The sequence below is a fragment of the Caulobacter flavus genome, from assembly GCF_003722335.1.
Lineage (GTDB): Bacteria > Pseudomonadota > Alphaproteobacteria > Caulobacterales > Caulobacteraceae > Caulobacter > Caulobacter flavus.
Window position 1 is genome coordinate 2607984 of the sequence record NZ_CP026100.1, and the last position, 25240, is coordinate 2633223.

At 69.6% G+C, this 25240-nt stretch carries 25 protein-coding genes; 9 read left to right on the forward strand and 16 right to left on the reverse strand.

Annotation, left to right across the window (positions count from 1 at the left end; all coding sequences use genetic code 11):
• Positions 1-10: 10 nt before the first annotated feature.
• Complete coding sequence (locus C1707_RS12030) at positions 11-256, forward strand: hypothetical protein (protein ID WP_101712574.1); 246 nt, start codon at positions 11-13, stop codon at positions 254-256.
• A gap of 60 nt (positions 257-316) precedes the next feature.
• On the opposite strand, the gene C1707_RS12035 is transcribed toward C1707_RS12030, so the two are convergent.
• The 8 genes from C1707_RS12035 to C1707_RS12070 all read right to left on the reverse strand — a co-directional run bounded on the left by C1707_RS12035 (position 317) and on the right by C1707_RS12070 (position 8481).
• Positions 317-901, reverse strand: a complete 585-nt coding sequence (locus C1707_RS12035) for a TetR/AcrR family transcriptional regulator (protein WP_101712575.1) — start codon at positions 899-901, stop codon at positions 317-319.
• Positions 902-1032: 131 nt separating this feature from the next.
• A complete protein-coding gene (locus tag C1707_RS12040) occupies positions 1033-2172 on the reverse strand; it encodes an aromatic ring-hydroxylating oxygenase subunit alpha (protein ID WP_101712576.1) in 1140 nt (379 codons plus the stop codon).
• Positions 2173-2365: 193 nt separating this feature from the next.
• The gene (locus tag C1707_RS12045) at positions 2366-3991 is read right to left on the reverse strand and encodes a phytoene desaturase family protein (RefSeq protein ID WP_101712577.1); all 1626 of its coding nucleotides are present in this window, start codon (positions 3989-3991) and stop codon (positions 2366-2368) included.
• A gap of 102 nt (positions 3992-4093) precedes the next feature.
• Entirely contained in the window at positions 4094-5035 is a 942-nt protein-coding gene (locus C1707_RS12050) for a prephenate/arogenate dehydrogenase family protein (RefSeq protein WP_101712578.1), read from the reverse strand.
• Complete coding sequence (gene hisC, locus C1707_RS12055) at positions 5032-6147, reverse strand: histidinol-phosphate transaminase (RefSeq protein ID WP_101712579.1); 1116 nt, start codon at positions 6145-6147, stop codon at positions 5032-5034. Before hisC ends, C1707_RS12050 begins: the two co-directional genes overlap by 4 nt.
• A gap of 50 nt (positions 6148-6197) precedes the next feature.
• On the reverse strand, positions 6198-6989 hold the full coding sequence (locus C1707_RS12060; RefSeq protein ID WP_101712580.1) for a chorismate mutase: 792 nt from the start codon (positions 6987-6989) through the stop codon (positions 6198-6200).
• A 107-nt stretch (positions 6990-7096) separates the two neighbouring features.
• Positions 7097-7399, reverse strand: coding sequence for a hypothetical protein (locus tag C1707_RS12065; RefSeq protein ID WP_101712581.1), 303 nt, complete (start codon positions 7397-7399; stop codon positions 7097-7099).
• A gap of 62 nt (positions 7400-7461) precedes the next feature.
• Positions 7462-8481 (reverse strand): DUF2125 domain-containing protein, encoded by a 1020-nt coding sequence (locus C1707_RS12070; RefSeq protein ID WP_101712582.1) that lies wholly within the window; start codon positions 8479-8481, stop codon positions 7462-7464.
• A 38-nt stretch (positions 8482-8519) separates the two neighbouring features.
• On the opposite strand from C1707_RS12070, the gene C1707_RS12075 reads away from it, so the two are divergent.
• Entirely contained in the window at positions 8520-9083 is a 564-nt protein-coding gene (locus tag C1707_RS12075; RefSeq protein ID WP_101712671.1) for a gamma-glutamylcyclotransferase, read from the forward strand.
• A gap of 124 nt (positions 9084-9207) precedes the next feature.
• Here the strand turns inward: C1707_RS12075 and C1707_RS12080 are convergent, their stop codons facing one another.
• The 4 genes from C1707_RS12080 to ftsE are packed head-to-tail and all read right to left on the reverse strand — an operon-like array spanning position 9208 to position 12160.
• A complete protein-coding gene (locus C1707_RS12080; RefSeq protein ID WP_101712583.1) occupies positions 9208-9915 on the reverse strand; it encodes a lysophospholipid acyltransferase family protein in 708 nt (235 codons plus the stop codon).
• 6 nt (positions 9916-9921) lie between these two features.
• Positions 9922-10539, reverse strand: coding sequence for a YdcF family protein (locus C1707_RS12085; protein WP_101712584.1), 618 nt, complete (start codon positions 10537-10539; stop codon positions 9922-9924).
• The gene (locus C1707_RS12090; protein ID WP_101712585.1) at positions 10536-11429 is read right to left on the reverse strand and encodes a cell division protein FtsX; all 894 of its coding nucleotides are present in this window, start codon (positions 11427-11429) and stop codon (positions 10536-10538) included. The genes C1707_RS12085 and C1707_RS12090 overlap by 4 nt, the downstream gene beginning before the upstream one ends.
• On the reverse strand, positions 11426-12160 hold the full coding sequence (gene ftsE / locus C1707_RS12095; RefSeq protein ID WP_164467337.1) for a cell division ATP-binding protein FtsE: 735 nt from the start codon (positions 12158-12160) through the stop codon (positions 11426-11428). Before ftsE ends, C1707_RS12090 begins: the two co-directional genes overlap by 4 nt.
• A gap of 57 nt (positions 12161-12217) precedes the next feature.
• Here ftsE and C1707_RS12100 point away from each other — a divergent pair, with 57 nt between their 5' ends.
• Positions 12218-13189: an MJ0042-type zinc finger domain-containing protein gene (locus C1707_RS12100; RefSeq protein ID WP_101712586.1), complete on the forward strand. Its 972-nt coding sequence runs from the start codon at positions 12218-12220 to the stop codon at positions 13187-13189.
• Positions 13190-13204: 15 nt separating this feature from the next.
• On the forward strand, positions 13205-13735 hold the full coding sequence (locus C1707_RS12105) for a phosphoribosyltransferase (RefSeq protein WP_101712587.1): 531 nt from the start codon (positions 13205-13207) through the stop codon (positions 13733-13735).
• 261 nt (positions 13736-13996) lie between these two features.
• Here the strand turns inward: C1707_RS12105 and mnmA are convergent, their stop codons facing one another.
• The 4 genes from mnmA to C1707_RS26140 form a co-directional block, all read right to left on the reverse strand.
• Positions 13997-15223: a tRNA 2-thiouridine(34) synthase MnmA gene (mnmA, locus tag C1707_RS12110; protein WP_101712588.1), complete on the reverse strand. Its 1227-nt coding sequence runs from the start codon at positions 15221-15223 to the stop codon at positions 13997-13999.
• Between the two features lie 65 nt (positions 15224-15288).
• The gene (locus tag C1707_RS12115; protein ID WP_101712589.1) at positions 15289-16212 is read right to left on the reverse strand and encodes a flagellin; all 924 of its coding nucleotides are present in this window, start codon (positions 16210-16212) and stop codon (positions 15289-15291) included.
• 8 nt (positions 16213-16220) lie between these two features.
• A complete protein-coding gene (gene flgK / locus C1707_RS12120; protein WP_101712590.1) occupies positions 16221-18329 on the reverse strand; it encodes a flagellar hook-associated protein FlgK in 2109 nt (702 codons plus the stop codon).
• Complete coding sequence (locus C1707_RS26140; RefSeq protein ID WP_145998350.1) at positions 18329-18697, reverse strand: hypothetical protein; 369 nt, start codon at positions 18695-18697, stop codon at positions 18329-18331. Before C1707_RS26140 ends, flgK begins: the two co-directional genes overlap by 1 nt.
• A gap of 46 nt (positions 18698-18743) precedes the next feature.
• Here C1707_RS26140 and C1707_RS26730 point away from each other — a divergent pair, with 46 nt between their 5' ends.
• The 5 genes from C1707_RS26730 to fliF all read left to right on the forward strand — a co-directional run bounded on the left by C1707_RS26730 (position 18744) and on the right by fliF (position 25236).
• A complete protein-coding gene (locus tag C1707_RS26730; RefSeq protein ID WP_240633920.1) occupies positions 18744-20339 on the forward strand; it encodes a flagellar hook-length control protein FliK in 1596 nt (531 codons plus the stop codon).
• A 12-nt stretch (positions 20340-20351) separates the two neighbouring features.
• A complete protein-coding gene (locus tag C1707_RS12130; protein ID WP_101712591.1) occupies positions 20352-21062 on the forward strand; it encodes a flagellar hook assembly protein FlgD in 711 nt (236 codons plus the stop codon).
• A gap of 144 nt (positions 21063-21206) precedes the next feature.
• Entirely contained in the window at positions 21207-22886 is a 1680-nt protein-coding gene (gene flgE / locus C1707_RS12135) for a flagellar hook protein FlgE (protein WP_101712592.1), read from the forward strand.
• Positions 22887-23054: 168 nt separating this feature from the next.
• Complete coding sequence (gene sciP / locus C1707_RS12140) at positions 23055-23336, forward strand: CtrA inhibitor SciP (protein WP_007675208.1); 282 nt, start codon at positions 23055-23057, stop codon at positions 23334-23336.
• A 238-nt stretch (positions 23337-23574) separates the two neighbouring features.
• Positions 23575-25236 carry a flagellar basal-body MS-ring/collar protein FliF gene (gene fliF / locus C1707_RS12145; RefSeq protein WP_101712593.1) on the forward strand — a complete coding sequence of 554 codons (1662 nt, stop codon included), beginning with the start codon at positions 23575-23577 and terminating at the stop codon, positions 25234-25236.
• The last annotated feature ends 4 nt before the right edge of the window (positions 25237-25240 follow it).

The window sequence follows — 25240 nt, forward strand, 5'->3', positions numbered from 1 at the left end:
GAGCCTCCCCATGGCCGACTCGAACCACTACTACGTCCGTCCCGTCGCCGGCGTCTGGCACGTGACCTGGAACGACTCGCCCGACCTGATCAGCTCGTGCCCCAGCCAGCACGAGGCCGTGGCCCTGGCCCAGCTGCTGGCCCGCCACATGACCAGCCAGGGCCGCTACGCCGAGGTCCACGTGGCCGAGCCGGAAGCCCGCCGCCCGACCTGGGGCCGCAAGGGCCTGGCCGCTGGCGCCGCCGTCGCGGCCTGATCCTTCCGTTCGAATCTAGGCTGACTTCAGGCCGCTCCGATCCGTCGGGGCGGCCTTTTTTTATGTCGTCCAGGCGTTGGCCGCCGTCTCCAGCGCCCGGATCGCGTCGGCGGGCGCGAAGGCGCTGGGATCCAGGCACAGCTCCAGCCACAATCCGTCGACCATCGCCGTCAGGGCGATGGCGGCCAGTCGCCGCTCGCGCGCACCGCAATCGGCCAGCAGGGTCTCGAGCCGCGCGCGATAGGCCGCGTAGGAGGCCGCGTGTATGGCGGCGATGCGCGGCTTGGTCTTCACCAGGCCCCAGAAACCGATCCAGGCGGCCAGCAGGTCCGGGTCCAGCACCGGCGGGGCGAAGCTGGCGGCCAGATAGGCCGACAGCCGGACGCGGGGGTCTTTCCCGGCTCCCGTCACCGCCGTCTCCAGCGCCGCGTCTATCCTCTGGTCCACCGCTTCGTAGGCCGCGGCGATCAGCTCGTCGACGCCTTCGAAATAGTGCCGCAGCAGTCCGGCCGAGACGCCCGCCTCGGCGCAGATCGCCCGCACCGAGGTTCCCGCCACGCCCTCGCGGGCCAGCACGGCCTCGGCGGCGACGACCAGGGCCTGACGGCGGACGTCGGCGGCCTCGCGGGTGAAGGGGGCACGCAAGACTTAGCCCTCCCCCTTGATGGGGGAGGGTTGGGTGGGGGTGGTGCGGCCTTGCCGGCCGAACCGCCGCGTCACCCCCATCCCCGACCCTTCCCCCATCAAGGGGGAAGGGAGAAGATTGGTCCCACCCATCACCACCCCTCCGGCGGGCGCGGCAGGCGGCTCTCGGGGATCAGCGCCCGCAGCTTGCGGCCGAAGCTCCTCAACGAGACCTCCGACGTCGCCAGCGGCCCCGCCGTGAAGGTGCGCGAGGCCATGCCCTGCTGGACGCGGGCCACCAGCTCGGTGTCCTCGGCGTTGACCTGGCGGTTGATGCGCCAGTTCAGATAGCGCGCGGCCTTCATCTCGCGGCGCGCGTCGGGCAGGGCGTAGGCGATCTCGCGGATGATGGTCCTGCCGGCCGAGACCGGGATGAACTGCATGAAGTCCACCTGGTCGGGATAGATGTCGAAGGCGAAGTTCGGCCAGAGCTTGAAGTAGGTCCAGAGGCGCTTGCGGTCGCCTGGCAGGTGCGGGACGTCGGGCAGAAGATCCTGGTAGAGGCGCTCGGACGGCGCGTTCGACGGCTCGTCGATCAGCTGGCCCCACATCTTGTCGACCCACGCCTGCGCCTCGACGCCATAGCCCTTGCCGAACAGGCGGGTCAGGCCCGGATGGGCGATGGGGATGTGCAGGCCGTCCGAGTAGTTGTCGCTGATGTTCTTCCAGTTGACGTCGCGCGGCCGCAGGGTGACGCGGCCGAACGGCTGCAACGCCTCGAACCGGTAGTGCGCCACCTCGTGCTCGTAGGGGGCCATCATCTCGGCGACGGACGGGCCGTCTCCCTCCAGCCGCATGAAGACGAAGCCGCGCCAGATCTCGGTGTCGATCCTGGCCAGTCCCTCCCTGGCCATGTCGAGCGCCGGATAGTCGTCGCGCATCGGCACGCCGATCAGCCGGCCCTCCAGGTCGTAGGTCCAGGCGTGGTAGGGGCAGACGATGCGGCCGCAGCGGCCCGTAGGGCCGTCCAGCAGCCGCGCGCCCCGGTGCCGGCAGACGTTCGCGAACGCCCGCGCCCCGCCGTCCTTGCCGCGCATCACGACCAGGCTTTCGCCCACGAAGTCGAAGGTGTGGAAATCGCCGGCTTTCGGAATGTCGTTGAGGTGGCAGACGATCTGCCAGGACGGCCGAAAGACCTTGTCCTGCTCCTCGCGGAAGAACCGCTCGGAGCCGTAGATCCAGCCGGGCAGGCCCCAGTCGCCGAGGGGGTCGTGGTTGGGCAGGGCGGTCATGGTTGGATTTCCCCTCCGCAATCGCACGCTGCATAAACAACGCCGTCTTCCTCGCCCCTGTGGCGAGGATCCATGGCGCAGCCGCCGCTGCCTCGCCCGTGACCGCGCGATCTGAGCGGCTGAACGATGGGTCCTCGCCACAGGGGCGAGGAAGGCGGAATTGGACTGGCTGGGGAAAAGGCCATGACGCCTCTCACCGCCCCGCCACGGCCAGCTTCACCGCCGTGGCGAAGTCCTTGTCGCGCAGGATCTCGCGCGCGGCGTTGCGGCCCGGATTGCCCGAGACGCCGCCGCCGGGATGCGTGCCCGCGCCGCACATGTAGAGGCCCCTGATCGGCGCCCGATGGCTGGCGTGGCCCAGCAGCGGACGCGTGGCCCACAACTGATCCAGGCTCATGTGGCCGTGCATGATGTCGCCGCCGATCAGGCCGAACTTCCGCTCCAGGTCCAGCGGCGACAGGATCACGCGGCCCAGCACCGAGGCCTTGAAGTTGGGGGCCCACCTGTCGACCGTATCGATGATCAGGTCGGCGGCGGCCTCGCGCTCGTCGTCCCACGAGCGGGCGTCGGGCAGGGTGGGCGCGAACTGCTGGCAGAACAGGCTGGCCACGTGCTGGCCGGGCGGGGCGAGGGAAGTGTCCAGCGTCGAGGGGATCAGCATCTCGACGATGGGGGCGCGGCTCATGCCGCCGGCCTTGGCGTCGCGATAGGCCGCGTCCATGTAGTCGAGGCTGGGGGCGATGACGATCCCGCTCTGGTGATGCTCGGCGACGGCCTTGCCGGGCAGGCAGGTGAAGTCGGGCAGTTCCGACAGGGCCACGTTCATGCGGAAGGTGCCCGAGCCGTTCTTGTAGCCGTCGATGGCCTTTCTGAAGTCGGCCGGCAGGGCCGAGGGCGGCACGAGCTTCCTGTAGAGCAGGGCCGGGTTGACGTTGGCGCTGACGATCGGGGCCATGATCTGGCGGCCGTCGACCAGTTGCACGCCCACGGCCCTGTTCCCGTCGACATGGACGGCCTCGACGGGGGCGTCGAGCAGGATCTCGACCCCGGCCTTCTCGCAGGCCTTCGCCATGGCCTGGGTGATCGCCCCCATGCCGCCGACCGCGTGGCCCCAGGCGCCCTTCTTGCCGTTCACCTCGCCGAAGGTATGGTGCAGCAGCACATAGGCCGAGCCTGGCGTGTCGGGGCTGGCGTAGTTGCCGACCACGGCGTCGAAGCCGAAGGCGGCCTTGACCGGCTCGCTCTCGAACCAGCCGTTCAGGAAATCCCGGGCGCTCTTGGTGAACAGGTCGAGCAGGTCGCGCTTGCGTTCGCGCGACAGCATGGCCAGCCGCCCGCCCTGGCGCAGGGCCCGCAGGATCCCCGGCAGGCCGTCGCCCAGGTTGGGCGGGGTCTCCTGGGCCAGGTCGCGCAGCACGTCGCCGATCTCGTCGAGCATGGCGTAGTAGGCGGGCAGCACCTCGGCGTCGCGGCGGCTGTACTTGCGGAACTCGGCTTGCGTGCGCTCCAGCCCGCCGCCGAGCTTGAGGAAGCGGCTGTCGTCGATCGGCAGGAAGTTGGAGATCGGCCGTTCGAGGAAGGTCAGGCCAAAGCCGTGCAGGTCCATATCGGCGATGACGCGCGGATTGAGCAGGCTGACCGTGTAGCTGGCGACGGAGTTGCGAAAGCCGGGGTGGAACTCCTCGGTCACCGCCGCCCCGCCGACCAAGCCGCGCGCCTCGCAGACGGTGACCTTCATCCCGGCCCTGGCCAGGTAGAAGGCGCAGACGAGGCCGTTGTGGCCTCCGCCAATGATCACGGCGTCGCGGGTGTCAGGCATCGTCTCTCTCCCCAGGAGGCGGCTGGGGAGAGCTTGCTATACGAGTGTAAAATAGTCCAGCGACTCACCTGATCCCTCTCTCAAAGAGAGAGGGAGCGAGAGCTAGTGCTTGCCTCGATCCCGGCCGAAGTTCGGCTCGGCGCTTTCCTGGCCGGCGGCCACGATGCCTCTCCGGATCGCCCGCGTGCGGGTGAAGTGGGCGTGCAGGGTGTCGGCGTCGCCCCAGCGGATGGCGCGGCTCATGGCCTGCAGGTCCTCGGTGAAGCGGCCCAGCATCTCCAGCACCGCGTCCTTGTTGGCCACGAAGATGTCGCGCCACATGGTCGGATCGCTGGCGGCGATGCGGGTGAAGTCGCGGAAGCCCGAGGCCGAATACTTGATGACCTCGTTCTCGGTGACGTTCTCCAGGTCCGCCGCGCTGCCGACGATGGTGTAGGCGATCAGGTGCGGCAGGTGCGAGACGACGGCCAGCACGAGGTCGTGGTGCTTTTCCTCCATCAGTTCGACCTGGGCGCCGAACGAACGCCAGAACGTCGACAGCTTGGCGACGGCGGCGGCGTAGGCCTCGTCCTCGCGGTCGGCCAGCGGGGTCAGGATGGTCCAGCGACCTTCGAACAGCTCGGCGAAACCGGCGTCGGGGCCCGACTGCTCGGTGCCGGCGATCGGATGGCCGGGGATCGGGAACACCTTGGCCAGGGCGGGCGAGCGGAAGGCCTCGGCGATAGTGGCCTTGGTCGAGCCGACGTCGGTCAGGGTGGCGCCGGGCTTGAGGTGCGGGGCGACGGCGGCGGCGACGTCGCCGATCGACAGCACCGGCGTGGCGATGACCACCAGGTCGGCGTCCTTGACGGCCTCGGCGAGGTCGCCGGTGACGTGGTCGGCCAGGCCGATTTCCAGCGCGCGGGCGCGGTGGGCCTCGCTGGCGTCGGCGATGGTGACTTCGCCGACCACGCCATGGGCGCGCGCGGCCAGGATCACCGAGCCGCCGATCAGGCCGGCGCCGACGACGGTCATCTTGGGATAGAGCAGGCCGGTGGGGCTCATCGGGCGACGAACTGCGCCAGCAGGTCGACGACGGCGCGGTTGTGCTCTTCGCGGCCGATGGTGATGCGGATCGATTCCGGCAGTCCGTAATTGGCCACGGCCCGGACGAGATAGCCCTTGCTGGCCAGGAAGGCCTCGGCGTCCAGCGCGGTCTTGCCCGGGGTCGAGGGGAAGTCGACCAGCACGAAATTGGCCGCCGACGGGGTGACGGTCAGGCCAAGGCCGCCCAGTTGCTGGGCCAGCCAGGGGCGCCACTGCTCGACCAGCGCCACCGAGGCGGCCTCGAACTCACGGTCGGCCAGGGCGGCGATGGCGGCTTCCTGGCCGGGGATCGAGGTGTTGAACGGCGGACGGATGCGCTCGATCGGGTCGATGATCCCGAAGTCGGCATAGCCCCAGCCCACGCGCAGGGCGGCCAGGCCGTGGATCTTCGAGAAGGTGCGGGTGACGATGACGTTCTGGGTTTCGCGCGCCAGGGCCAGGCCGTCCTCGAAGCGCGGATCGGTCGCGAACTCGGCATAGGCGCCGTCAAGCACCAGGATCACCGACGGCGGCAGGGCCGCGTGAATGCTGCGGATCTCCTCGCCGGTCAGCCAGGTGCCGGTGGGGTTGGCCGGGTTGGCGATGAAGACGAGGCGCGTGCGCTCGTCGACCAGCTTGACCGTCTCCTCCAGGTCGATGCGGCGCTTGGGCTCCTTGGCGAAGCGGACCTCGGCCTGGCAGGCGCGGGCGCCGATCGCGTAGGCGGCGAAGCCGTGCTCGCCCTGGACGATGTTGTCGCCCGGCTCGAGATAGACCTGGCACAGCAGGGCGAAGATCTCGTCGCTGCCGTCGCCGAAGGTCAGGCGCTCGGGCTCCAGGCCGTAGCGTTCGGCGACGGCAGTGCGCAGGGCGTTGGACTTGCCGTCCGGATAGACGTGCAGCCGGTCGACGGCGTCGCGATAGGCGGCCTTGGCCTTCTCGCTGCAGCCCAGGACGTTCTCGTTGCTGGACAGCTTCACCGGATGGGCGATCCCCTCGACCTTCGACTTGCCGCCGACATAGGCGGCGATGTCGAGGATGCCCGGCTTGGGCAGCGGGCGAGGCGAGGCGGAACGGTCGGAAGCGGTCATCACGGGTCTCGGCGGGCGGCTCTGCGCCCCTTACGAAAAGCGGGGCCTTCTTACACGTCGAAGGGAACCGGCGCAGCCCCGATGACGCCGGTCAGCTGGCCCGGCGCGCGGGCCAGGCGCTCGTCGTCGCGCTGGTAGAAGCCCGACAGCGAAAAGAGCTTCAGGCCGCCGGCCTCGGCCAGCGGCTCGGCCGCCACGCCGTCTGCGCCCAGGGCCTCGACGATGGCGGCGGCGCTCTTGGCGCTGTCGGTCACCCAGAAGGTCTGGTCGCCGCCGGTGGGCTCGACCTCGACCTGGGCGACCGCGAAGGCGGCCTGCGGGCCCCAGCGGGTCAGGCAGGGCAGGGCGGCGAAGACGTTCAGCGTCGGCTCGGCCAGCAGGCGCGCCCACCAGGCGCTGCCCGGCTGCAGGCCCAGCACCGAGACGCCCCACGGCGTCCTGGCGGCGGCCAGGGCGTCCTTGTCGGACGCGACCACGGTCATCGGCGGCGCGGCGCCGAAGCGCAGGCGGGCCAGCTCGACGGTGCGGCCGTCGCCCCAGACCGTCAGGTGGAACGGACCCTGGCGCGACAGGCTGTCGGCCATCAGCTCGCGCCAGATGCGGATGACGAGGCCGTCGGGGGCGTCGTTGCGCTGCGCCGACAGCAGTTTGCGGACGATCAGGGCCTCGCGGCCCGGGCGCAAACCGAAACCCGTGTCGCCGGCGGCCTGCTTGGCCGCGGCCACGGCGCGCGACAGTCCAGCCCGCTCGTCGATCAGCGCGAGCAGTTGGCTATCGATGGCGTCGATGCGCCATCGGACCTCGTCCAGCGAGGGCGGCGTCTCGTCCGCGTCGCGACCCATGTCTATCCCCGAAAATGAGGGGCGGAACATAGTCCTTGCCGCGAAGGGTGCAATAGCCGCGTCGCCGGGGAAGGAAATTGCGTCGTTCGGTGGCGCGCCCTCGGGCGCTATCGCCGGCGGGCGGCTTCCCTGACGCGCTCGCCGGGCAACAGCCGGACGTGGTTCTCGCTCAAGTCGGCATATTGCGAATATTGGACCCACCGCCCGCGGGATCGCTGTTTCCAGCCGCACATCATGGAGCGTGGCTCGCGCCCGACGCACATGATGGCCGCTACGTCCCGGCGCTTGACCGGCTTGCCGTCGAATTCAGAAAGCGCCGTCGCCCACGTACTGGGAGCGATATGCATGCGCAGCAGTTCGTCCTCCTGTCGTGGGAGGGCGAGGGAAAGGCAGAGGGCCAGCAACCACATGGTCGGAGGCTACGACCGTCTCAGCGCCCGCGCAAACGGGCGCGCAGGGGCGTATCGCTCGCCTAGCGCGGAACATAGACCTGCGGCGATGGGCCCGTGTCGAACGGACCCAGGCGCGTGCGGCCGTCCTGGAACAGCAGGGTGGCGCTGAGCGTCGGGTCCTTGCCGGCCGCCGCGGCGACGGCGGCCACGGCCGAGCGGGCGTCGGTGATGGCCTCGGTCGGGGTCGGCTTCTCGCGCACGGTGACGTCGAGGGCGCCTTGCAGCCGGCCCAGATCGTCGATCGTCAGGGCGCCCGACCTTGCCTCGATCAGGGCGTCGCCGGCGGTCAGCTTGCCACTCTCGACGGTGATGGCCCCGCCGGCGGCGGTCCAGTCGCGCACGGCGTCCGTCCAGTTGTCGCCGCGCAGGGCCGAGGCCTTCGACAGGCGCGAGTCCCAGTACAGCGACGCGGTGCGGTCCTGGGCGATGCGGCCCAGCAGGCCGGTGAGCGCCACCTTGGCGCCGTCGGCCTTGAACAGGATCGCGCCCTGGTCGTCGGGGCCGGGGCGCAGATGCAGCTGCAGGGCTTCGGTGGAGCTGATCGGGAACGGTTCGACGCCGGCGGCGGTGGTGAACAGAAGCTTGGAGCCCTCGACCGAGACGCGCGGCGGGTGCTGGTCGAAGCCGGCAAGGCTGGCGCGCAGGGCCTGTCCCGTGATCGCCACGTCGCCCTTCTCGGGGCGGGTCAGCACCACGCCGGCGGGGGCCACGATGATCCAGTGGCCGATGCCGTAGATCATGGCCTCGCCCTTCAGCTCCGGCGCGCGCACGGCCCAGCCGGTGGGCTCGGCGACGCGGGCGTTCTCCAGCCTTACGTCGAGGCGGAACGGAAAGCCGGTGACGTCACGTTTGGTCCACGACAGGTCGTAGCCCTCGGCCTTCAGGTGCGCCGACGTGGCGTCCATCCGCTTGATCATCTCGTTGCGCAGATAGAACCAGCCGACGCTCCAGGCGATGCAGACCAGGGCCGCGAGCACGAAAGGCAAGGCGAGGCCGCGACGGCGGGGCTTGCGGGACGGCGTCGGGTCGCTATGGGTCATGGGCGAAGGGGCTGTTCCGGTCGGTGAGGGTTTTGGGCGTGTCGAGCGAGCAGCCGGAAGGCGGCGATCGTTGGGTGTTCGGTTACGGATCGCTGATGTGGCGGCCCGGGTTCCCGTTCATAGACCGAAGAACGGCGGTTCTCCATGGGCGCAGGCGCGCCTTCTGCATCTATTCGGTGCATCATCGGGGCACCTACGAGCGGCCGGGCCTAGTGCTGGGCCTGGCGCCCGGCGGTTCGGTGCGCGGCGTGGCCTATCGGGTGGCGCAGGCCGCCTGGCCCGAGGTCTACGCCTATCTGCGCGAACGCGAGCAGCCGACCGAGACCTATTTCGAGGCCTGGTCGAAGCTGCGCATCGACGGCGACGGCGAGGTTCCGGCCCTGGTGTTCCTGTCCGACCGCAAGCACGGCCAGTGGGCCGGGGCGCTGACGCTGGAGCAGCAGGCGGAACTGATCGCCGGCGCCAAGGGCCTGTCGGGGCCGAACATCGACTATCTGCGGGATCTGGTCATGCACCTGCGCGAGGACGGAGTGCGCGATCACGCGATGGAGGCGCTGCTGAAGATGGTCGAGGCGCGGGAGGGCTCTAGATCCTCCCCCTGAAGGGGGAGGTGGCCCGGAGGGCCGGAGGGGGAAGTCCCTTCCGAAGCTGTCCAGGCCGCCGACGGGAGCAGTCACTACCCCCTCCGTCGGCTTCGCCGACACCTCCCCCTTCAGGGGGAGGACCTTACAGCCCCGAATCCTCCAGCGCCTTGGTCGCGCCGTCGATCCTGGTCTGCAGTTCGCGCATGAACTCGCCGCGCTTGAGGCCGGCGGGGATGGGCGGCAGGTATTCGAAGACGATGACGCCCGGCTTGATCAGCAGGCTCTTGTGCTGCCAGTGCTGGCCGCAGTTCAGGGCCAGCGGGGTGACCGGCAGTTCCAGTTCGCGATAGAGCGCGGCGATGCCGGGCTTGTAGTCGCCGGGCTGGCCGACCTTGCCCCGGGTGCCTTCGGGGAAGATCACGACCTGGCGGGTCTCCTTCATGCGATCCACGCTATCGCGCACCAGTTTCTTCAGGGCCGCCGAATGGCCGTCGCGGTCGACGACGATCATCTTGGCCTTCAGGCCGTGCCACCCGAACAGCGGCACCATCAGGAGCTCCTTCTTCATCACGAAGCAGGCGTCGGGCATGATGGCGAACTGGCTGAAGACGTCGAACATCGACTGATGCTTGGCGGCCACCAGGGCCGGACCCGTCGGGACCTCGCCCCGCACCTCGACCCGAACGCCCGCCAGGATGCGCAGGCCCAGGATCACGCCCCGCGACCAGAACCGCATGGCGGCCCGGTTGATCGGGCGCGGCAGCGGCAGGGTCACCAGCATCAGGATGGCCATGGTCGCCGACCACAGCCAGAAGAACAGCTGGAACAGGAACGAGCGCAGATAGATCAAGAGTCTTTACCTCTTCGCCGACGTCTCGGCGGGCTTGTCTTTCGGACCCAGGTTCAGGAACGCCTCGCGCCCCAGGATCGCCAGGTACTTGCAGTATTCCACGATCATCCGCCGGGCGGTGTGCGAACGCTTCCACCAGCGGCGGGCGTTCAGGCTCTCGGTGGCCACCGGATAGGCGGAGAGCTCGACGTCGGGCATGGTGGCGCGCAGCTCCAGCATCGAACGCGGCATGTGATAGTCGGCGGTGACGACGATCAGGCTGGTATAGCCCCGGGCCTTGGCCCACTCGGCGGTCTCGCGGGCGTTGCCGACGGTGTCGGCGGCGGCGAAGCCCAGGTCCACGCAGCAGTCGTAGATCGGCTTGACGGCCTTGGTCACGTCCAGCACGTCGGCGCGGGTAGCCTCGCGGTTGACGCCGGAGATCAGCAGGCGCTTGCCCTTGCCGGCCTCGAGCAGCTTGGTGGCCGCCTCCAGCCGTAGGTTCGAGGCGCCGGTCAGCACCACCACGCCGTCGGCGACGGGCGGGTCGGCGGCGGGGGTCGAGCGCTCCACCCGCGAGGTGAAGGCCAGCAGGCCCAGCACCCAGATCATCACCACGATCAGGAAGGCGGCGATGCTCTTCACGGCATGTCCTTCAGCAGGCGGAGGGCCGCGGCGCGCGCGGCCAGCCCCGCGACCAGGGCGGCGATCAGCGGGCAGGGCAGGGGCGCCAGAAGGTCGATCCACGCCAGCGGCAGAACCGGCGTCAGACCCGTGCCGCCCCCCGCCAGCCGCGCCGCGATCCCGACGATGACCGCCGCGAGCCCGCCGAGCAAGCCCGCGCTGGCGGCCATGGCTGCGAAGCGGTTCTGGAACAGGCGGGCGATGAACGGCGCCTCGGCGCCGGAGTGGTGCAGGACCTCGATCACCTCGTGCCGGGCGGCCAGGCCCGCGCGGGTGGCGAAGGTGATGACGGCGGCCGTGGCGGCGGCGATCAGGCCGAAGACCCCCAGCGCCGCCCAGCGGGCCACGCCCGCGCCGCGCTCGATGTCGGCGATCCAGCGGCTGTGGTCGTCGACCACGGCGTCGACGGCGGCCTCGTGCAGGGCCTTGGTCAGGGCCGCGGCGGTGGCCGGGGCCTTGGGATCGAGGTCGAGGGTGACCAGGCGCGGGGTCGGCAGGTCGGCCACCAGGGCGTCGCGGCCGATCCACGGCTCGAGCAGGGCCTCGGCCTTGTCCTTGGTGAGCGCCTGGGCCTGGACCACGCCCTTGACCCCGGCCAGGGTCTCGGCGGCCCGGGCGGCGGCGCTGTCGGGCGTCTCGCCGGCCTTGGCGCGGACGACGACGGTGGCCGAGCCGGTCAGCTGGGCGGTCCAGCCCTCGGCGGCGCGGTTGGCGGCGAGCGCGGCCAGGGCGGTCAGGCAGGCCAGGAAGCACAGCACCGCGACGACGAACACCAGCGCCCCGTCGCGGGCGTCGCGCGGCGGCAGCAGCGGGCCGGGCTTCCAGCGGTTGAGATCGAAGGGGCCGCTCATCGCGCCTCGCCTGCGTCGACCAGACGGCCGTGCTCGAGATGCAGGACGGGGCGGGCGGCGCGGGCCACCAGCTCCTCGTCGTGGGTGGCGATCAGGACCGTGGTGCCCAGGCGGTTGAGCTCGACGAACAGGCGCAGCAGGCGCAGCGACATGGCCGGGTCGACATTGCCGGTGGGTTCGTCGGCCAGGAGGATGTCGGGCCGGTCGACGACGGCGCGGGCGATGGCCAGGCGCTGCTTCTCGCCGCCCGAAAGCGTGGCCGGCAGGGCGTGCATGCGCTCGCCAAGGCCCACCCAGTGCAGCAACTCGGCGACGTCGTCGCGATAGGTGTTGGGCTTGCGGCCGGCGATGCGCAGCGGCAGGCCGGCGTTGTCGAACACCGACAGGTGCTCGAGCAGGCGGAACTCCTGGAACACCACGCCGATGCGGCGGCGCAGGAACGGCAGGTCGGCGGCCGGAACCAGGTTCACGTCGCGGCCGAACAGCTCCACGCGACCCCGTGACGCACGGTGGGCCAGGTAGATCAGCTTGAGCAGCGAGCTCTTGCCCGCGCCCGAGGCGCCGGTGAGGAAGTGAAACGAGCCCGGGGCAAGGGAAAAGCCGATGTCGCGCAGGGTTTCGGGGCCCCGCCCGTAGCGCATGGAGACGCCTTCGAAACGGACCACGGGGACGGCGTCGGGGTCGTGATCTGCGCCGGTCCGCAAGGGTGTGTCGATGGGGTTTCTGGACATCAGGGTTAAAATCGGCGACCTCCAATGCTGTAAAGCGGGGATGACCGATTCGCGGCCATGATACTGACCTGTCCCGAGTGCGCCAGCCGGTATTTCGTCGACGACGCCAAGGTCGGGTCGGCCGGTCGTGTCGTGCGCTGCGCCTCGTGCGGCGCGCGCTGGACCGCGCGTAACGAAGAAGCCGCCGACGAGGATCTGTTCGACGCGCCGCCGCCCGCCGCGGCCGCCTCCGGGCCGGCCAACGACGCCGCCGCCGCTTCGGCCTCGATCGATCCCCTGCACGCCTTGGAAGACGAGCCCGAGCCGCCGGTCAGCGCGCTGCCGGGCGAGGAGCTGCCCAAGGTGTTCCGCGCTCGCGCCGACGCCGAGCGCCGCCTGAAGGAAGCCAAGACCACCGGCATCGTCTGGGCCTCGATGGCCGCCTTCGTGGTGCTGGTGCTGCTGGGCGCCTGGGTCTTCAACTTGAACATCGGCAAGCTGCTGCCCAGCACGGCGGGCGCCTACGCCATGGTCGGCAAGCCGATCAACACCGTGGGCCTGATCGTCGAGGAGAGCAGCCTCCGCGCCCAGCCCTCGATGCAGGACGGCCGCGCCGCCCTGACGGTCACCGGCGTGATCCGCAACATCACCGAAAAGCCTGTCTCGGCCCCGCCGCTGCGCATCGCTCTGCTGAACAAGGGCCAGAAGCGGGTGGCCGGCCAGCTGGCCGCCGCCGCCGACCCGATCATCCCGCCGGGCCAGACCCGCCATTTCTCGGTCACCCTGCTGGACCCGCCGTCCAGCGCCCAGATCCTCGAGGTCGGCTTCGCCGTCGAGAAGGGCGCCGCCCACGCCGTCAAGACGGGCCTTGGGCCCGCCAAGGCCGGCCACGGCGAGCCCGAACTGCGCGGCGCCCAGGACACGCCGACCACGGATCATGCCGCCGATGAGGCCCATGCGAGCGATTCCGCGGCGGAAGGGGCTGGACACGACGCCCCCGGTCATGAGACCGGAGCGGCCGAACCGGCCGCCGCCGCCGACCATCATTGACCAAGATCCCCTGACATGACCGATACCGCCCGCCCCGAAGTGCTCATTTCCGAGCAAGAAATCGCCGAGCGGGTGGAGGCCCTGGCCCGCCAGATCGCCCCGCGCATCGACGACGACACCGTCGCCGTCTGCCTGCTGACCGGCGGTCTGTGGTTCGCCGCCGACCTGACCCGCGCCCTCTGGAAGGCGGGCCGCAACGTCCGCTTCGACGCCCTGTGGCTGGCCTCGTACCACGACGAGCGCAAGAGCACCGGCCGCTGCGAAGTGCGCGCCGACCTGCAGCGCCCGCTGGTCGGCCGCCGCGCCCTGGTGGTCGACGACGTGTTCGACACCGGCCTGTCGCTGTCGGAAGCCGCTCGCCTGGTGAAGGACGCCGGCGCCAGCGAAGTGCTGACCGCCGTCTTCGCCCGCAAGCCCTGGCCGACCTCGCGCGGCATGGAGCCCGACTTCGTGGCCTGGGAGGCCCCGGCCCGCTACCTCGTCGGCTACGGCCTCGATGACGAAGGCAAGAGCCGCGGCCTGCCGTACATCGGCGCGCTGGACTGAGAACCGTCCTGATCCTTCTCCACTTGCGGGAGAAGGTGTCGGCGTAGCCGACGGATGAAGGGTGTCTCAGACATCAAAAACGCCGCGACAGCTGATCGGCTGTCGCGGCGTTTTTCGTTTCGGGAGACCTCCCCCCTGTGGGGGAGGTGATCGCGAAGCGATCGGTGGAGGGAGTGTTTGGAAGCCGGCCATATTGCCGGCAGCTGAAAACGGCCCCCCACCGGCCTTCGGCCGCCTCCCCCAGGAGGGGGAGGTTCTTTTCTAGTCCATCGCTCTCTGGGTCGTGGCGATGAAGCCGCCGCCGAGCACGCGCTCGGGATCGGCGGGGTCGTAGAGCACGCAGGCCTGGCCGGGCGCGACGCCTTCTTCCAGGACGTCGAACACCAGGCGCACGCCGCCGTCCTCAAGCGTCAGGCGGCCGGGCACCGGTTCGCGGGTCGAGCGCACCCGGGCCAGCACCGGGGCGTTGGCCCCGGCCGCCGCGATCAGGTCGTCCTCGCCGCCCAGCCAGTTGTCTTCCTTCAGGGTCAGCGAACGGGTCAGCAGCGCGTCGCGCGGGCCGACCACGACGTGGCGTTTGTCGGCGTCGATGCGGACCACGAACAGCGGCTCGCCGGTGCCGCCGCCGACGTTGAGGCCGCGACGCTGGCCGATGGTGTAGCGGGTGACGCCCTCGTGGCGGCCCAGCACCTTGCCGTCCAGGTGCACGATGTCGCCCGCTTCCGCGCCTTGCGGGCGGATGCGGTCGATCACCGTGGTGTACTTGCCCTCCGGCACGAAGCAGATGTCCTGGCTGTCGGGCTTGTCGGCCACAGACAGCCCCAGGGCGGCCGCGACGGCGCGCACCTCGGGCTTGGAGAAGCCGCCGAGCGGAAAGCGCAGGAAGTCGAGCTGGTCGCGCGTGGTGGCGAACAGGAAATAGGACTGGTCCTTGGCCGGGTCGGCCGCGCGGCGCAGCTGCGGGCGGTTGCTGGCGGCGGTGAAACCCCGCTGCACGTAGTGGCCGGTGGCCATGGCCTCGGCGCCCAGGTCGCGGGCCACGTCCAGCAGGTCGCGGAACTTGACCGTCTGGTTGCAGCGCACGCACGGGATCGGGGTCTCGCCGCGCAGATAGGCGTCGGCGAACTCCTCGATGACCTGCTCCTTGAAGCGGCTCTCGTAGTCCAGCACGTAGTGCGGGATGCCGATGCGTTCGGCGGCCATGCGGGCGTCCATAATGTCCTGGCCCGCGCAGCAGGCGCCCTTCTTCGAGATCGCCGCGCCGTGGTCGTAGAGCTGCAGCGTCACGCCCACCACGTCGTAGCCGGCGTGGGCCAGCAGGGCGGCGGTGACGGTGGAATCGACGCCGCCGGACATGGCCGCGACGATCCGGGTTCCCTCCGGCAGGCCGACGGCCCGCCTGGCGGCCTGGGCGGCGCGCGCGATGAGAGCGTCGCCCTCCGGAACGGGGGCGTGTGCGGGGTTGAAACGGGCGAGATCGGCGTCCATCGGCGCTATTTAGAGCCTCGACCCCGATTTTGCGAGGTGGAGCAGCGCCGCAGGTTCCGCCGGCCCTACTTCAGCACGTTCAGCAGCGACGAGTTCTGCAGCGAGGCGAACACCTGGGCCGAGGCCTGCACGGCCAGCTGGGCGGCCTGCAGGCGGGTGACGGCCTGGGCCATGTCGACGTCGACCACGCCGCCGATCATCACCGTCAGGCTGTCGGACTGATCCTGCAGCGAGACCTCGGCGCTCTCGAAGCGCTTCTGGTTCAAGCCGTTCTTGCCCTGGGCGGTGACCAGGTCCTTGTGGGCGTCGTCGAACGCCGGCAGCAGGCCCTTGAGGAAGGTCGACTGGGCGTCGGTCAGGTTGCCGGTGAACGGGCCATTGGCGTCGACATAGGCCTGCACCTGCTTGAAGGCGTCGAACAGGTCGGTCCCCAGGGCGTCGCCGAGCACGCCGGTCGAGACCGTGGTCGACTCGTCGATGCGGTTGGTCGTGACGTACTGGTCGTTCTGGAACAGCGAGGCGGTGCTGGGCGCGGCGGTTAGGTCGGCCATGCTGGTGGCCGTGGTCGTGGCTGTGTCGTTCTTGGCGCCCGAGAACACGTAGTAGCCGTTGGACTTGGTGTTGAGGCCCTGCACCGCGTCGCCGAAAGCGTTCTGCAACTGCTGCATCAGGGTGGTGGCGTTGCCGGCGGCCAGGGCGTTGGCGATCGCCTCGCGGGCGCCGGTGGCCGAGTTGGCCAGGCGCTCGATGCCCATGTCCTGCATCTCCAGGCGGTTGGAGACGAGCTTGGTCTGCTCCAGGAAGCCGTCGATCTTGGCCTGGGCGCTCTTCATGGCCGTCAGCATCTCGGCGTTCTTGGAATAGCCCTTCAGGTCGCTGGCGACCTTCTGGCTGGAGACCTGTTCGCCGATCTGGTTCTGGCGCACCTGCGCCAGCATCAGGTTCGACGTCATCACGCCGTAGTTGCCGGAGGTGGAGACACGGGTCATGGCGGACCTCAGATGATGTTCACGAGGACGTCGTACATGTCCTTGGTCGCCTGGATCAGGCGGGCCGAGGCGTTGAACGCCTGCTGGTACGTCGTCAGATTGATGAGCTCTTCGTCGAGATTGACGCCCTCGTGCGACTGGCGCTGGGTGTCGACCTCGACCTTCACCGAAGCGGTGGCGTCCTTCTTGGATTCGGCGGCGGCGGCCTTGCGGGCGATCGAGCCGGCGAAGTCGGCGCCGTAGCGCAGGACGCTGCTGCTGGCCGCGCCGACGCCGCCGGCGGACGAGAAGTTCACCGCGCTGTCGCCGGCCTTGGCCAGGGCCAGGGCGCCGCGGGCGTCGCCGACGGCCAGGGCCGGGGTCCCGGCGGCGGCCGTCAGGTTGAGCTTGGCGAAGGGCAGGCGGGTCGGGTTGGACTCCATCGCCGCATCGACGGTGTAGCCCGAGGCCCGGGTGCTGCGCTCGGACGGGCCCAGGCCGAACAGCTGGCTCAGCGAAGGACCGCCGACGCCGCGCTGGGTGCCGTCCTCGACCACCGACAGGGTGACCGGCGAGGCGCTGTTGGAGCCGAAGCTCAGCGCGCCCTTGGAGTCGAGCGCGAAGGTCCCGTACTGGCCCGCGCCGTCGCTGCGCGAATTCAGGGCGGTCAGCAGGTCCTGCATCGTGCCGCCGGCCGGGACGGTGACCTTCACGTCGCGGATACGGCCGCCCTCGACGTCGGTCAGGCGCAGGGTGATCTCCTCGCCCGGCGTGAAGCCGTGCGGCGAGGCCGTGGTCATGCCCGTCTCGTAGGGCGAGTAGCCCGTCTGGCGGACGATGTCGTTCATGCCGAAGAAGTGGCTGAAGCCCTTGCCGGCCTTGGTCGACGGATTGGTCGGGTCGTCGGCGATGGCCACGCCCAGGCCGCCGTTGGCCGACAGGCTGAGCGCGCCGTTGGTGAAGCTGGCCTGGCCGTCGGCGCCCAGGGCGCTGTTGAGCTGGGTCAGGAAGTTGGCCGGGGTGAAGGCCGGGCCCGCCACGCCGTCCACCGTCATCGAGCCGGCGCTGAAGTCCACCTCGATACGGCGCTGGATGACGCCGCTGGCGTTGGTCAGGGCGATGGTCGTCTTGCCGGTGAAGCCCGAGAGGGCCGTCGTGGCGTCCAGGCCCGTGTTGCGACCGGTCATGCTGGCCGGGGCGGGGACCGACGAGTTGGCGTTCGAGGCGCGGTTCAGTTCCTCGGTGGCGCGGGTGACGAACTCGCCCAGCTGGTCCGACAGGGCCGGCAGCTCGGTGTTGCGCAGCTCCATCAGGCCCTTGATCTCGCCGCTGCTGATATAGAGCGGGCTGGCCTGGCCGCCGCTGTTGGCCGAGGTGACCGTCAGGAAGCCGTTGGCGGTGGGCGACTGTTCGTACTTGATCACGGCCGGGCCTTCGCCGGCCAGGCTCATGCCCTCGGTCGAGCGGATCAGCACGCCGCCGTTGGCGCGCTGGCTGACCTGCACGTTCATCAGCGACGACAGCTCGTCGATCAGGCCGCTCTGGATGTTCTCCGAGCCGGTGGCGTCGACGCCGGTGGTCTTGGCGCGGGTGATGTCGGCGTTCAGTTCGTCGATCTGCTTGAGCAGCACGTTCACGCGGTCGACGTCGGCCGAGATCTTGGTGTCGGCGTCCTTGCCCAGGCTCGACAGGCCCGCGGTGATGCGGCTGCTCTCGCCCAGGAAGTCCTCGACCTTGGTCAGCGCCTGCGAGCGCAGCAGCGAAGAGGACGGCTCGTCGGCGGCCTGCGAGAAGGCGCTGAACACGTCGTCGAGCATCGAGAAGAAGTTGGTCTTGGCGCTGGGGTCGCCGAACAGCTCCTGGGCGTTGTCCAGCGCGCTCGAGAGGGCGGCGGCGCGGCCGGAGTCCGACGCGGCGTTCAGGCTGGCCGACTGCAGGAAGCGGTCGGTGGCGCGCTTGATGGCGTCGATGTTGACGCCCACGCCCATGCCGTTCGACACGAGGTTGGACTGGCTGATCGTCTTGCGGACGTAGCCGGCCGTGTTGACGTTGGCGATGTTGTCGGAAACGACGCGCATGCCCGTCTGGGCGGCCATCATCCCCGACGTCGCGGTGTTCAGGATGGTGTTCAGCGACATCAGCGATCTCCTGTCCGCTCGGCAAAGCACGAACCACGCGACGCGACCTTGCCCGGCGAAACTTGCCGGGTCGGCGTCGAGAGCGTCTCGTTTCCGTTGTGCAAACCGTTGAAATACAAGGCGTTGAGTTCCATGCGCCGTGCGGACGACGAGAAGGGGAGCGCAAGGATGGCGCCAACCCGGTCCGGATCCCGGCTGCGACGCGCCGACGCGGCAAACGTGGGGTCATTCTTTCCGTTTCCGCTCGGCAAAAACCGCCGCAACCTGCCGAAATCAAAGGGTAAATCGGAAGTTAAAACCTTTTGAATCAATGGCTTGAAGGAAATTTCCGGGTTGGCCCGGCGATTGCTCAGAGGACGGCGGATCAAGGCGTGCTCCATCCGAGCCGTCGTCCAGCCGAGCGTACCGACCCGCATGACCGCGATCGCCGCCTCTCTTCCGCTTCCGACGCCCGCCCAGGGCGGCGCCGGCGCGTCCGACGCCTCCGGCGCGGGCGACGTGTTCGGCGCCCTGCTGGCGGCCAAGGGCGCGAGCGAAGAGACGCAGGACCAGCCGGCCGCCCGTCCGGCCGCCGGCAAGGCGCAGGCCAAGCCCGCCCCCGACCGCAAGGGCGACGACCGCAAGGCCGGCGACGACGCCGGGCAGGACGCCGCCGCCGCGCAGGCCGGCGCCGCCGTGGTCGCCGCCATGAGCGCGCAGCAGCAACAGCCCGCCCAGACCGGCCAGGCCGCCGCCGCGGTCGACGCCTCCGCCGAGGCCTCGGCTCCGGCCGCCGGCTCGACCGATCTGCTGGCCAAGGCCGCCGACCTGGTCGGCGACGTGGCCGACACTGCTTCCGACGCCGCCAAGCTGGCCGGCGCGACCCCGGTCGCCGCCGCCGCCGAGACCGTGCAGGCCGTCGCCGACCTCGTGGCCGACGCCGCCGCGCCGCAGCTCGACGCCGACACCATTCAGCCGGCCGCCGCCGAGCTTCCGGCCGCCGAGCTGGCCAAGCTGGCCGCCCAGCCGCAGGCCGACGCGCCCGCCGAAGCGCCGGTCGCCCCGAAGGCCCAGCCGCAGGCCCAGGCCGCCGCCGACGCGGCCCAGCCGGCCGCCGCCGCGCTGGGCGACGAGATCGTCAGCCTCAAGGCCATGCAGGTTCCGGCCGACGACGCCGCGGCCACGGTCGCCGCGACGCCGGTCGAAACCGCCGAAGTCGCCGCGCCGGTCGAGGCCCAGGCCGCCGCCGCCGAAGTCGCCAAGCCCGCCGAGACCCAGACGCTGGCCCCCAAGGCCGGCAAGGCCGAGGTCGCCGCCAAGGGCGAGGCCGTGGTCTCCGCCCACGCCGTGGCCGCCGAGCAGGCCGCCCACGACGCGGCCACCAACAGCGACTCCGGCCAATCGGGCGCTCAGTCGGGTGGGGGCGACGCCTTCGCCCAGATGGCGACCGACGCCGCGCCGACCGACGCTCCGGCCGTCAAGGCCGAGGCGACCTTCGCGCCGACCGTCCAGACCCAGGCCGCGGCGACCGCCCAGGCCCCGGCCGAGACCATCGTCCGCGGCTCGCCCGAGACCGTCGCGGCCATGTCGGCCGAGATCGCCAAGAAGCTGGAAGCCAAGTCGACCCGCTTCGACATCGTCCTGACCCCGGAGGGCCTGGGCAAGGTCGACGTGCAGGTGCGCATCGGCGCCGAGGGCAAGCTGACGGCCGTGATGGCCTTCGAGAACCCGCAGGCCGCCGCCGATCTGCGCCACCGCGCCGGCGAGCTGCGCCAGGCGCTGAGCCAGGCCGGCTTCGACGTCGCCGACAACGCCCTGAAGTTCGACGTGTCGAGCCAGGGCGGTAACGGCGGCCAGGGCCAGCAGCAGAACGCCTTCTTCGATTTCCAGGGCGGCGACCACGGTCGCCGCGCCTTCGCCGGCCGCGCCTTCGCGGGCGCCATGGCCGAAGACATCCCCACCCTTTCGGCCGCGTCGCTGATCCCGGGCTACCGCCTCGCGGAGTCCGACGGCGTCGACGTGAAGATCTAGGAGTTCAACGTCATGGCCACGACCAACGCGACGTCCGGCAGCACCTCGGTGATCGACAAGATCAACAACTCGAGGAACCAGCTGGCCAGCAGCGAGGAGACCTTCCTCAAGCTGCTGACCACCCAGATGAAGAACCAGGATCCGCTGTCGCCGATGGATTCCAACGCCTTCACCGGCCAGATCGTGCAGATGACCGGCGTCGAGCAGCAGCTGGTCACCAACGACCTCCTGGCGGCGCTCGTCGGCATGAACGACGGCGGCATCGCCGACGCGGTCAACATGATGGGCAAGCAGGCCACCGCCGAGACCGACACCTCGGTGCTCAAGGACGGCAAGGCCAACTGGAGCTACACGCTCGGCCGCAACGCCACCTCGGTGAAGATCGAGGTGCTCGACAAGTACGGCAACGTGGTCGCCACCAAGCTGCCCGACGACATGAGCAAGGGCGACCACACCTTCGAGTGGGATGGCAAGGACAGCACCAGCGGCGTCCAGCAGCCCAACGGCGCCGCCTACACCCTGCGCGTCACCGCCCTCGACGGCGAAGGCACGAAGATCGCCACCACTTCCAAGGGCCGCATCGAAGGCATCGTGACCGCGGTGACCAACGAGAGCGGCCAGAACATGGTCACCATCGACGGCGTGAAAGTGCCGATCAGCCAGGTGATCGGCGTCACCAACCCTCCGGAGAAGACTCCGGAAACCCAGGCCGAGGCCGCCTAGGGCCTCCCTAGAGCCTCCAAGGAATGAACCGGGCGTCAGAATGACGCCGACGCGGTCCCCCACCGAGCCAGACGGCCGACCCGGGACCCAAACGCAAACTGCGCTGAACCCCGCCAAACAAACCTCACGAGCAGGATTTCAGTCATGTCCATCAACAGCGCCATGCTCTCGGGCGTCTCCGGTCTGGTCGCCAACTCGTCGGCCCTGGCCGCGATCTCGGACAACATCGCCAACGTCAACACCGTCGGCTACAAGCGCTCGTCGGCCAACTTCTCGACGCTGGTCACCTCGCAAAGCAAGAACAACACCTACAGCGCCGGCGGCGTGAAGTCGCTGACGCACCAGTTCATCAGCCAGCAGGGCCTGACCCAGTCGACGACCTCGAGCCTCGACCTGTCGATCGCCGGTTCGGGCTTCTTCGTCGCCACCGAGAAGCCGGAAGGCCTGACCGCCACCGACACCCGCTCGTTCACCCGAGCCGGTTCGTTCCAGCTCGACAACCTGGGCTACCTGAAGAACGACGCCGGCCTCTACCTGCAGGGCTGGCTGGCCGACCCGGTGACCGGCGCCATCACGCCCGATCCGTCGGACCTGACCCAGCTGTCGTCGATCAACGTGGGCAGCGTCGGCGGCACCGCCGAGAAGACCACCCGCGTCGGCGTCAACGCCAACCTGCGTTCGGAGCAGGCCGTGTCGGCCGCCGCCAACGCCACGGTCGCCAAGACCGCCGTGCCCGAGACCCCCGCCGGCACCGCCAACTACAGCGTCGCCTACAGCCCGACCGGCAACGGCAACGAATACAGCGTGTCGATCACGCGCGGCGGCGTGGCGTTCCAGTCGGGCGTGGCCACCTACGACCCGGCCACGGGCGCCCTGACCGGCTACACGCCGTCGGGCACCACGACCCCGACCACCACGACGATCACCTCGGGCGGCGTCACCGTGAACCTGTCCGACCTGGGCCTGTCGACCAAGACCCAGGCCGTCAGCGCCGGGGCCTACGATCCGACCACCCGCTCGATGTCGGACTACGCCGAAGACCCGACCACCGGCGTCAAGCCGGACTTCGAGATCCAGATCCCGGTCTCGGACTCCAAGGGCGGCCAGCGCACCGTCACCCTGTCGCTGCTGAAGGGCCCGGGCCCGAACGAGTGGTTCGCCGAACTGCGCGCCAAGCCGGGCGACCTGGACAACAACACCAACGGCCTGATCAGCTCGGGCAAGATCACCTTCACCACGGACGGCAAGCTGGCCTCGGTCGGCAACCTGTTCGGCGGCGTGACCCCGACGGCGATCAACATCGGCGCCTCTGACCCGACCGCCACCGGCACGGGTCCGCGCTGGGCCGACGGCCTGGGCATCGACGCCCAGGACATCCAGATCGACCTGGCCAACGCCGCCGGCGGCCTGACCCAGTACAACAGCCAGTCGGTCGTGCAGTCGGTGAACACCAACGGTACGGCGTTCGGCAACCTGACCAACATCGAGGTGGACGAGGACGGCTACGTCTCGGCCATCTTCGACAACGGGGTGACTCGCCGGATCGCTCAGGTGGCCATCGCCACCTTCTCGAATCCGAACGGCCTGAAGGGCGTCAACGGCAACGCCTACCGCGTCACCAACGAAAGCGGGACCTACAGCCTGAAGACCCCTGGCCAGGGCGGCGCCGGTTCTCTGGCCCCGTCGACGCTGGAAGCTTCGACTGTCGACCTGTCGACTGAATTCACCGGGCTGATCACTACGCAACGCGCGTACTCGGCCTCGTCGAAAATCATCACTACCGCTGATCAGATGCTGGAAGAACTTCTGAGCATTAAGCGCTGATCATAGGTATTAACTGGTCTTAATCAGAGTGTGTCACATCGATACACTCTGATCGCTGGAGGAAGTCCCGTGTTTAGGTCTTTCTTTACTACTGGAATTAAGCCGTCGTTATTCCCCGGCGCCTATATTCCTCGTCAACAGTGATGGTTGTGGGAAAGGCGTAAAGCCATGTTGCAGCAGCAGCGCACGAACAGCCGGGGTGAAAAGTACGTCATCGGTCCGACCGGTGCGCCTCTTACCCTGTCGGATCTTCCGCCCCCGGAAACCCAGCGTTGGGTGATCCGGCGCAAGGCCGAGGTGGTGGCCGCCGTCCGCGGTGGTCTCCTCTCGCTCGACGAGGCGTGTGATCGTTACAAGCTGACCAACGAGGAATTCCTCGCCTGGCAGCAGTCGATCGATCGGCACGGCCTGGCGGGTCTGCGGACCACCCGGCTTCAGCAGTACCGCTAAACGGCGGAAAAACTGAAAGGGCGCGAGGAGTTATGCTCCGCAAAGCGCCCGAACGGTCTGTTCAGCGGCCGCGCCCCTTGGGGCGCGGCCGCGACCATTTGGCGCCTATGGAGGTGGGTTCTCGCCTCAAATCTAAAGTCCGCGTTAACCATCGACTGGGTAAATCCTGCCTAGCGACGGCGGACTTCCATCCGTCTCGTTTGCGCCCCGTTCGGACGCAGTTTGAGGGATAGGCCCAGTGGATAAATTCCTGAGCGCGATTCAGAGGTTCGGCGTCGGTCGACTGGCCGCCCTGGCGGGCGTCGCCGTCGGCTCCATCGCCGTGCTGGCCGCGGTTGTGATGATGCTGGGCAAGCAGCCGAGCGAGCTGCTGTATTCGAACCTCGACCTCAAGGAAGCCTCGGCCGTCACCCAGGCGCTGGACCAGGCCGGCATCAAGTACGAGACCAAGGGCGACGGCTCGACCATCATGGTCGCCCGCGACAAGGTCAATTCCGCCCGCCTGCTGGTCTCGGGCAAGGGCCTCGTGACCTCGGGCTCGATCGGCTACGAGATCTTCGACACCGGCAACGCCATCGGCCAGACCGACTTCGTCCAGCAGCTGAACCGCCAGCGCGCCCTGCAGGGCGAGCTGGAACGCACCATCCGCGGCTGGCAGGGCGTGCGCGACGTCCGCGTGCACCTTGTGCTGCCCAAGCGCCAGCTGTTCGAGGAAGACGCCGAGCAGCCGTCCTCCGCCGTCACCATCGGCACGGCCGGCCGCGAGCCGTCGTCGGACATGGTCGCCGCCGTCCAGAACCTGGTCGCCGGCTCGGTCCCGGGCATGAAGCCCGAGCGCGTCAACGTCATCGACGACCACGGCAAGACCCTGTCGGCCGGCGGCGACGAGAGCCTGGCCGGTCGCCTGGCCCAGGACCGCAAGTCCGAGGCCGAGGCCCGCATCGCCAAGAGCGTCAAGGAAATGCTCGACGGCGTCCTGGGTCCGGGCAAGGCCCGCATCACGGTCACCGCCGACCTCGACCTGAACCGCATCACCACCCAGGAAAAGCGTTACGATCCGGACGGCCAGGTCGTGCTTTCGGAAAGCACCAGCGCCAACAACGCCTCCGAGACCAAGAACGACGACACCGGCGGCGTCACCGCCACCCAGAACATCCCGGGCGCCGCGCCGGGCGGCCTGCAGCCCCTTGGCTCGACCTCGGGCGCCAACGAGACGACGACCAACTACCAGAACTCCGAGACGGTCCGCACCGAAGTGGTCGAGCCGGGCGCGATGAAGAAGGTCGCCGTCGCCGTGGCCGTGGACGGCGTCACCGCCGCTCCGGGCAAGGACGGCAAGCCGGGCGCCTACACCCCGCGCACCGCCGACGAGATCCAGCAGATCGAAGAGCTGGTGAAGACCGCCATCGGCTACGACGCCGCTCGCGGCGACCAGGTGAAGGTCACCAACATCCGCTTCCCGACCGCCGAGGACCAGGGTCTGACCGAAGGCGGGCTGATGGCCGGCTTCGACAAGAACGACCTGATGCGCGTCGCCGAGATCGGCGTCCTGGCTGTCGTCGCCCTGCTGATCCTGCTGTTCGCCGTGCGCCCGTTCATCAAGAGCCTGACCCAGCCGGCCGGCAACCACCCGATCCAGCTGGCCCTGGGCCAGGGCGACCAGCCGGTTACCCGCCTGGTCACCCTGTCGGACGGCACCACCCAGCAGGTCGTCGTCGACCAGTCGGGCGAGCCGATCGCCATCGCCGGCCCGGTCAGCGACATCGACCAGCGCATCGACATCGCCAAGATCGAAGGCCAGGTGAAGGCCTCGTCGATCAAGCGCGTGTCGGAGTTCGTCGAGAAGCACCCCGAAGAGTCGGTCGCGATCCTGCGCAACTGGCTGCACGAGTCGGAGTGATCGG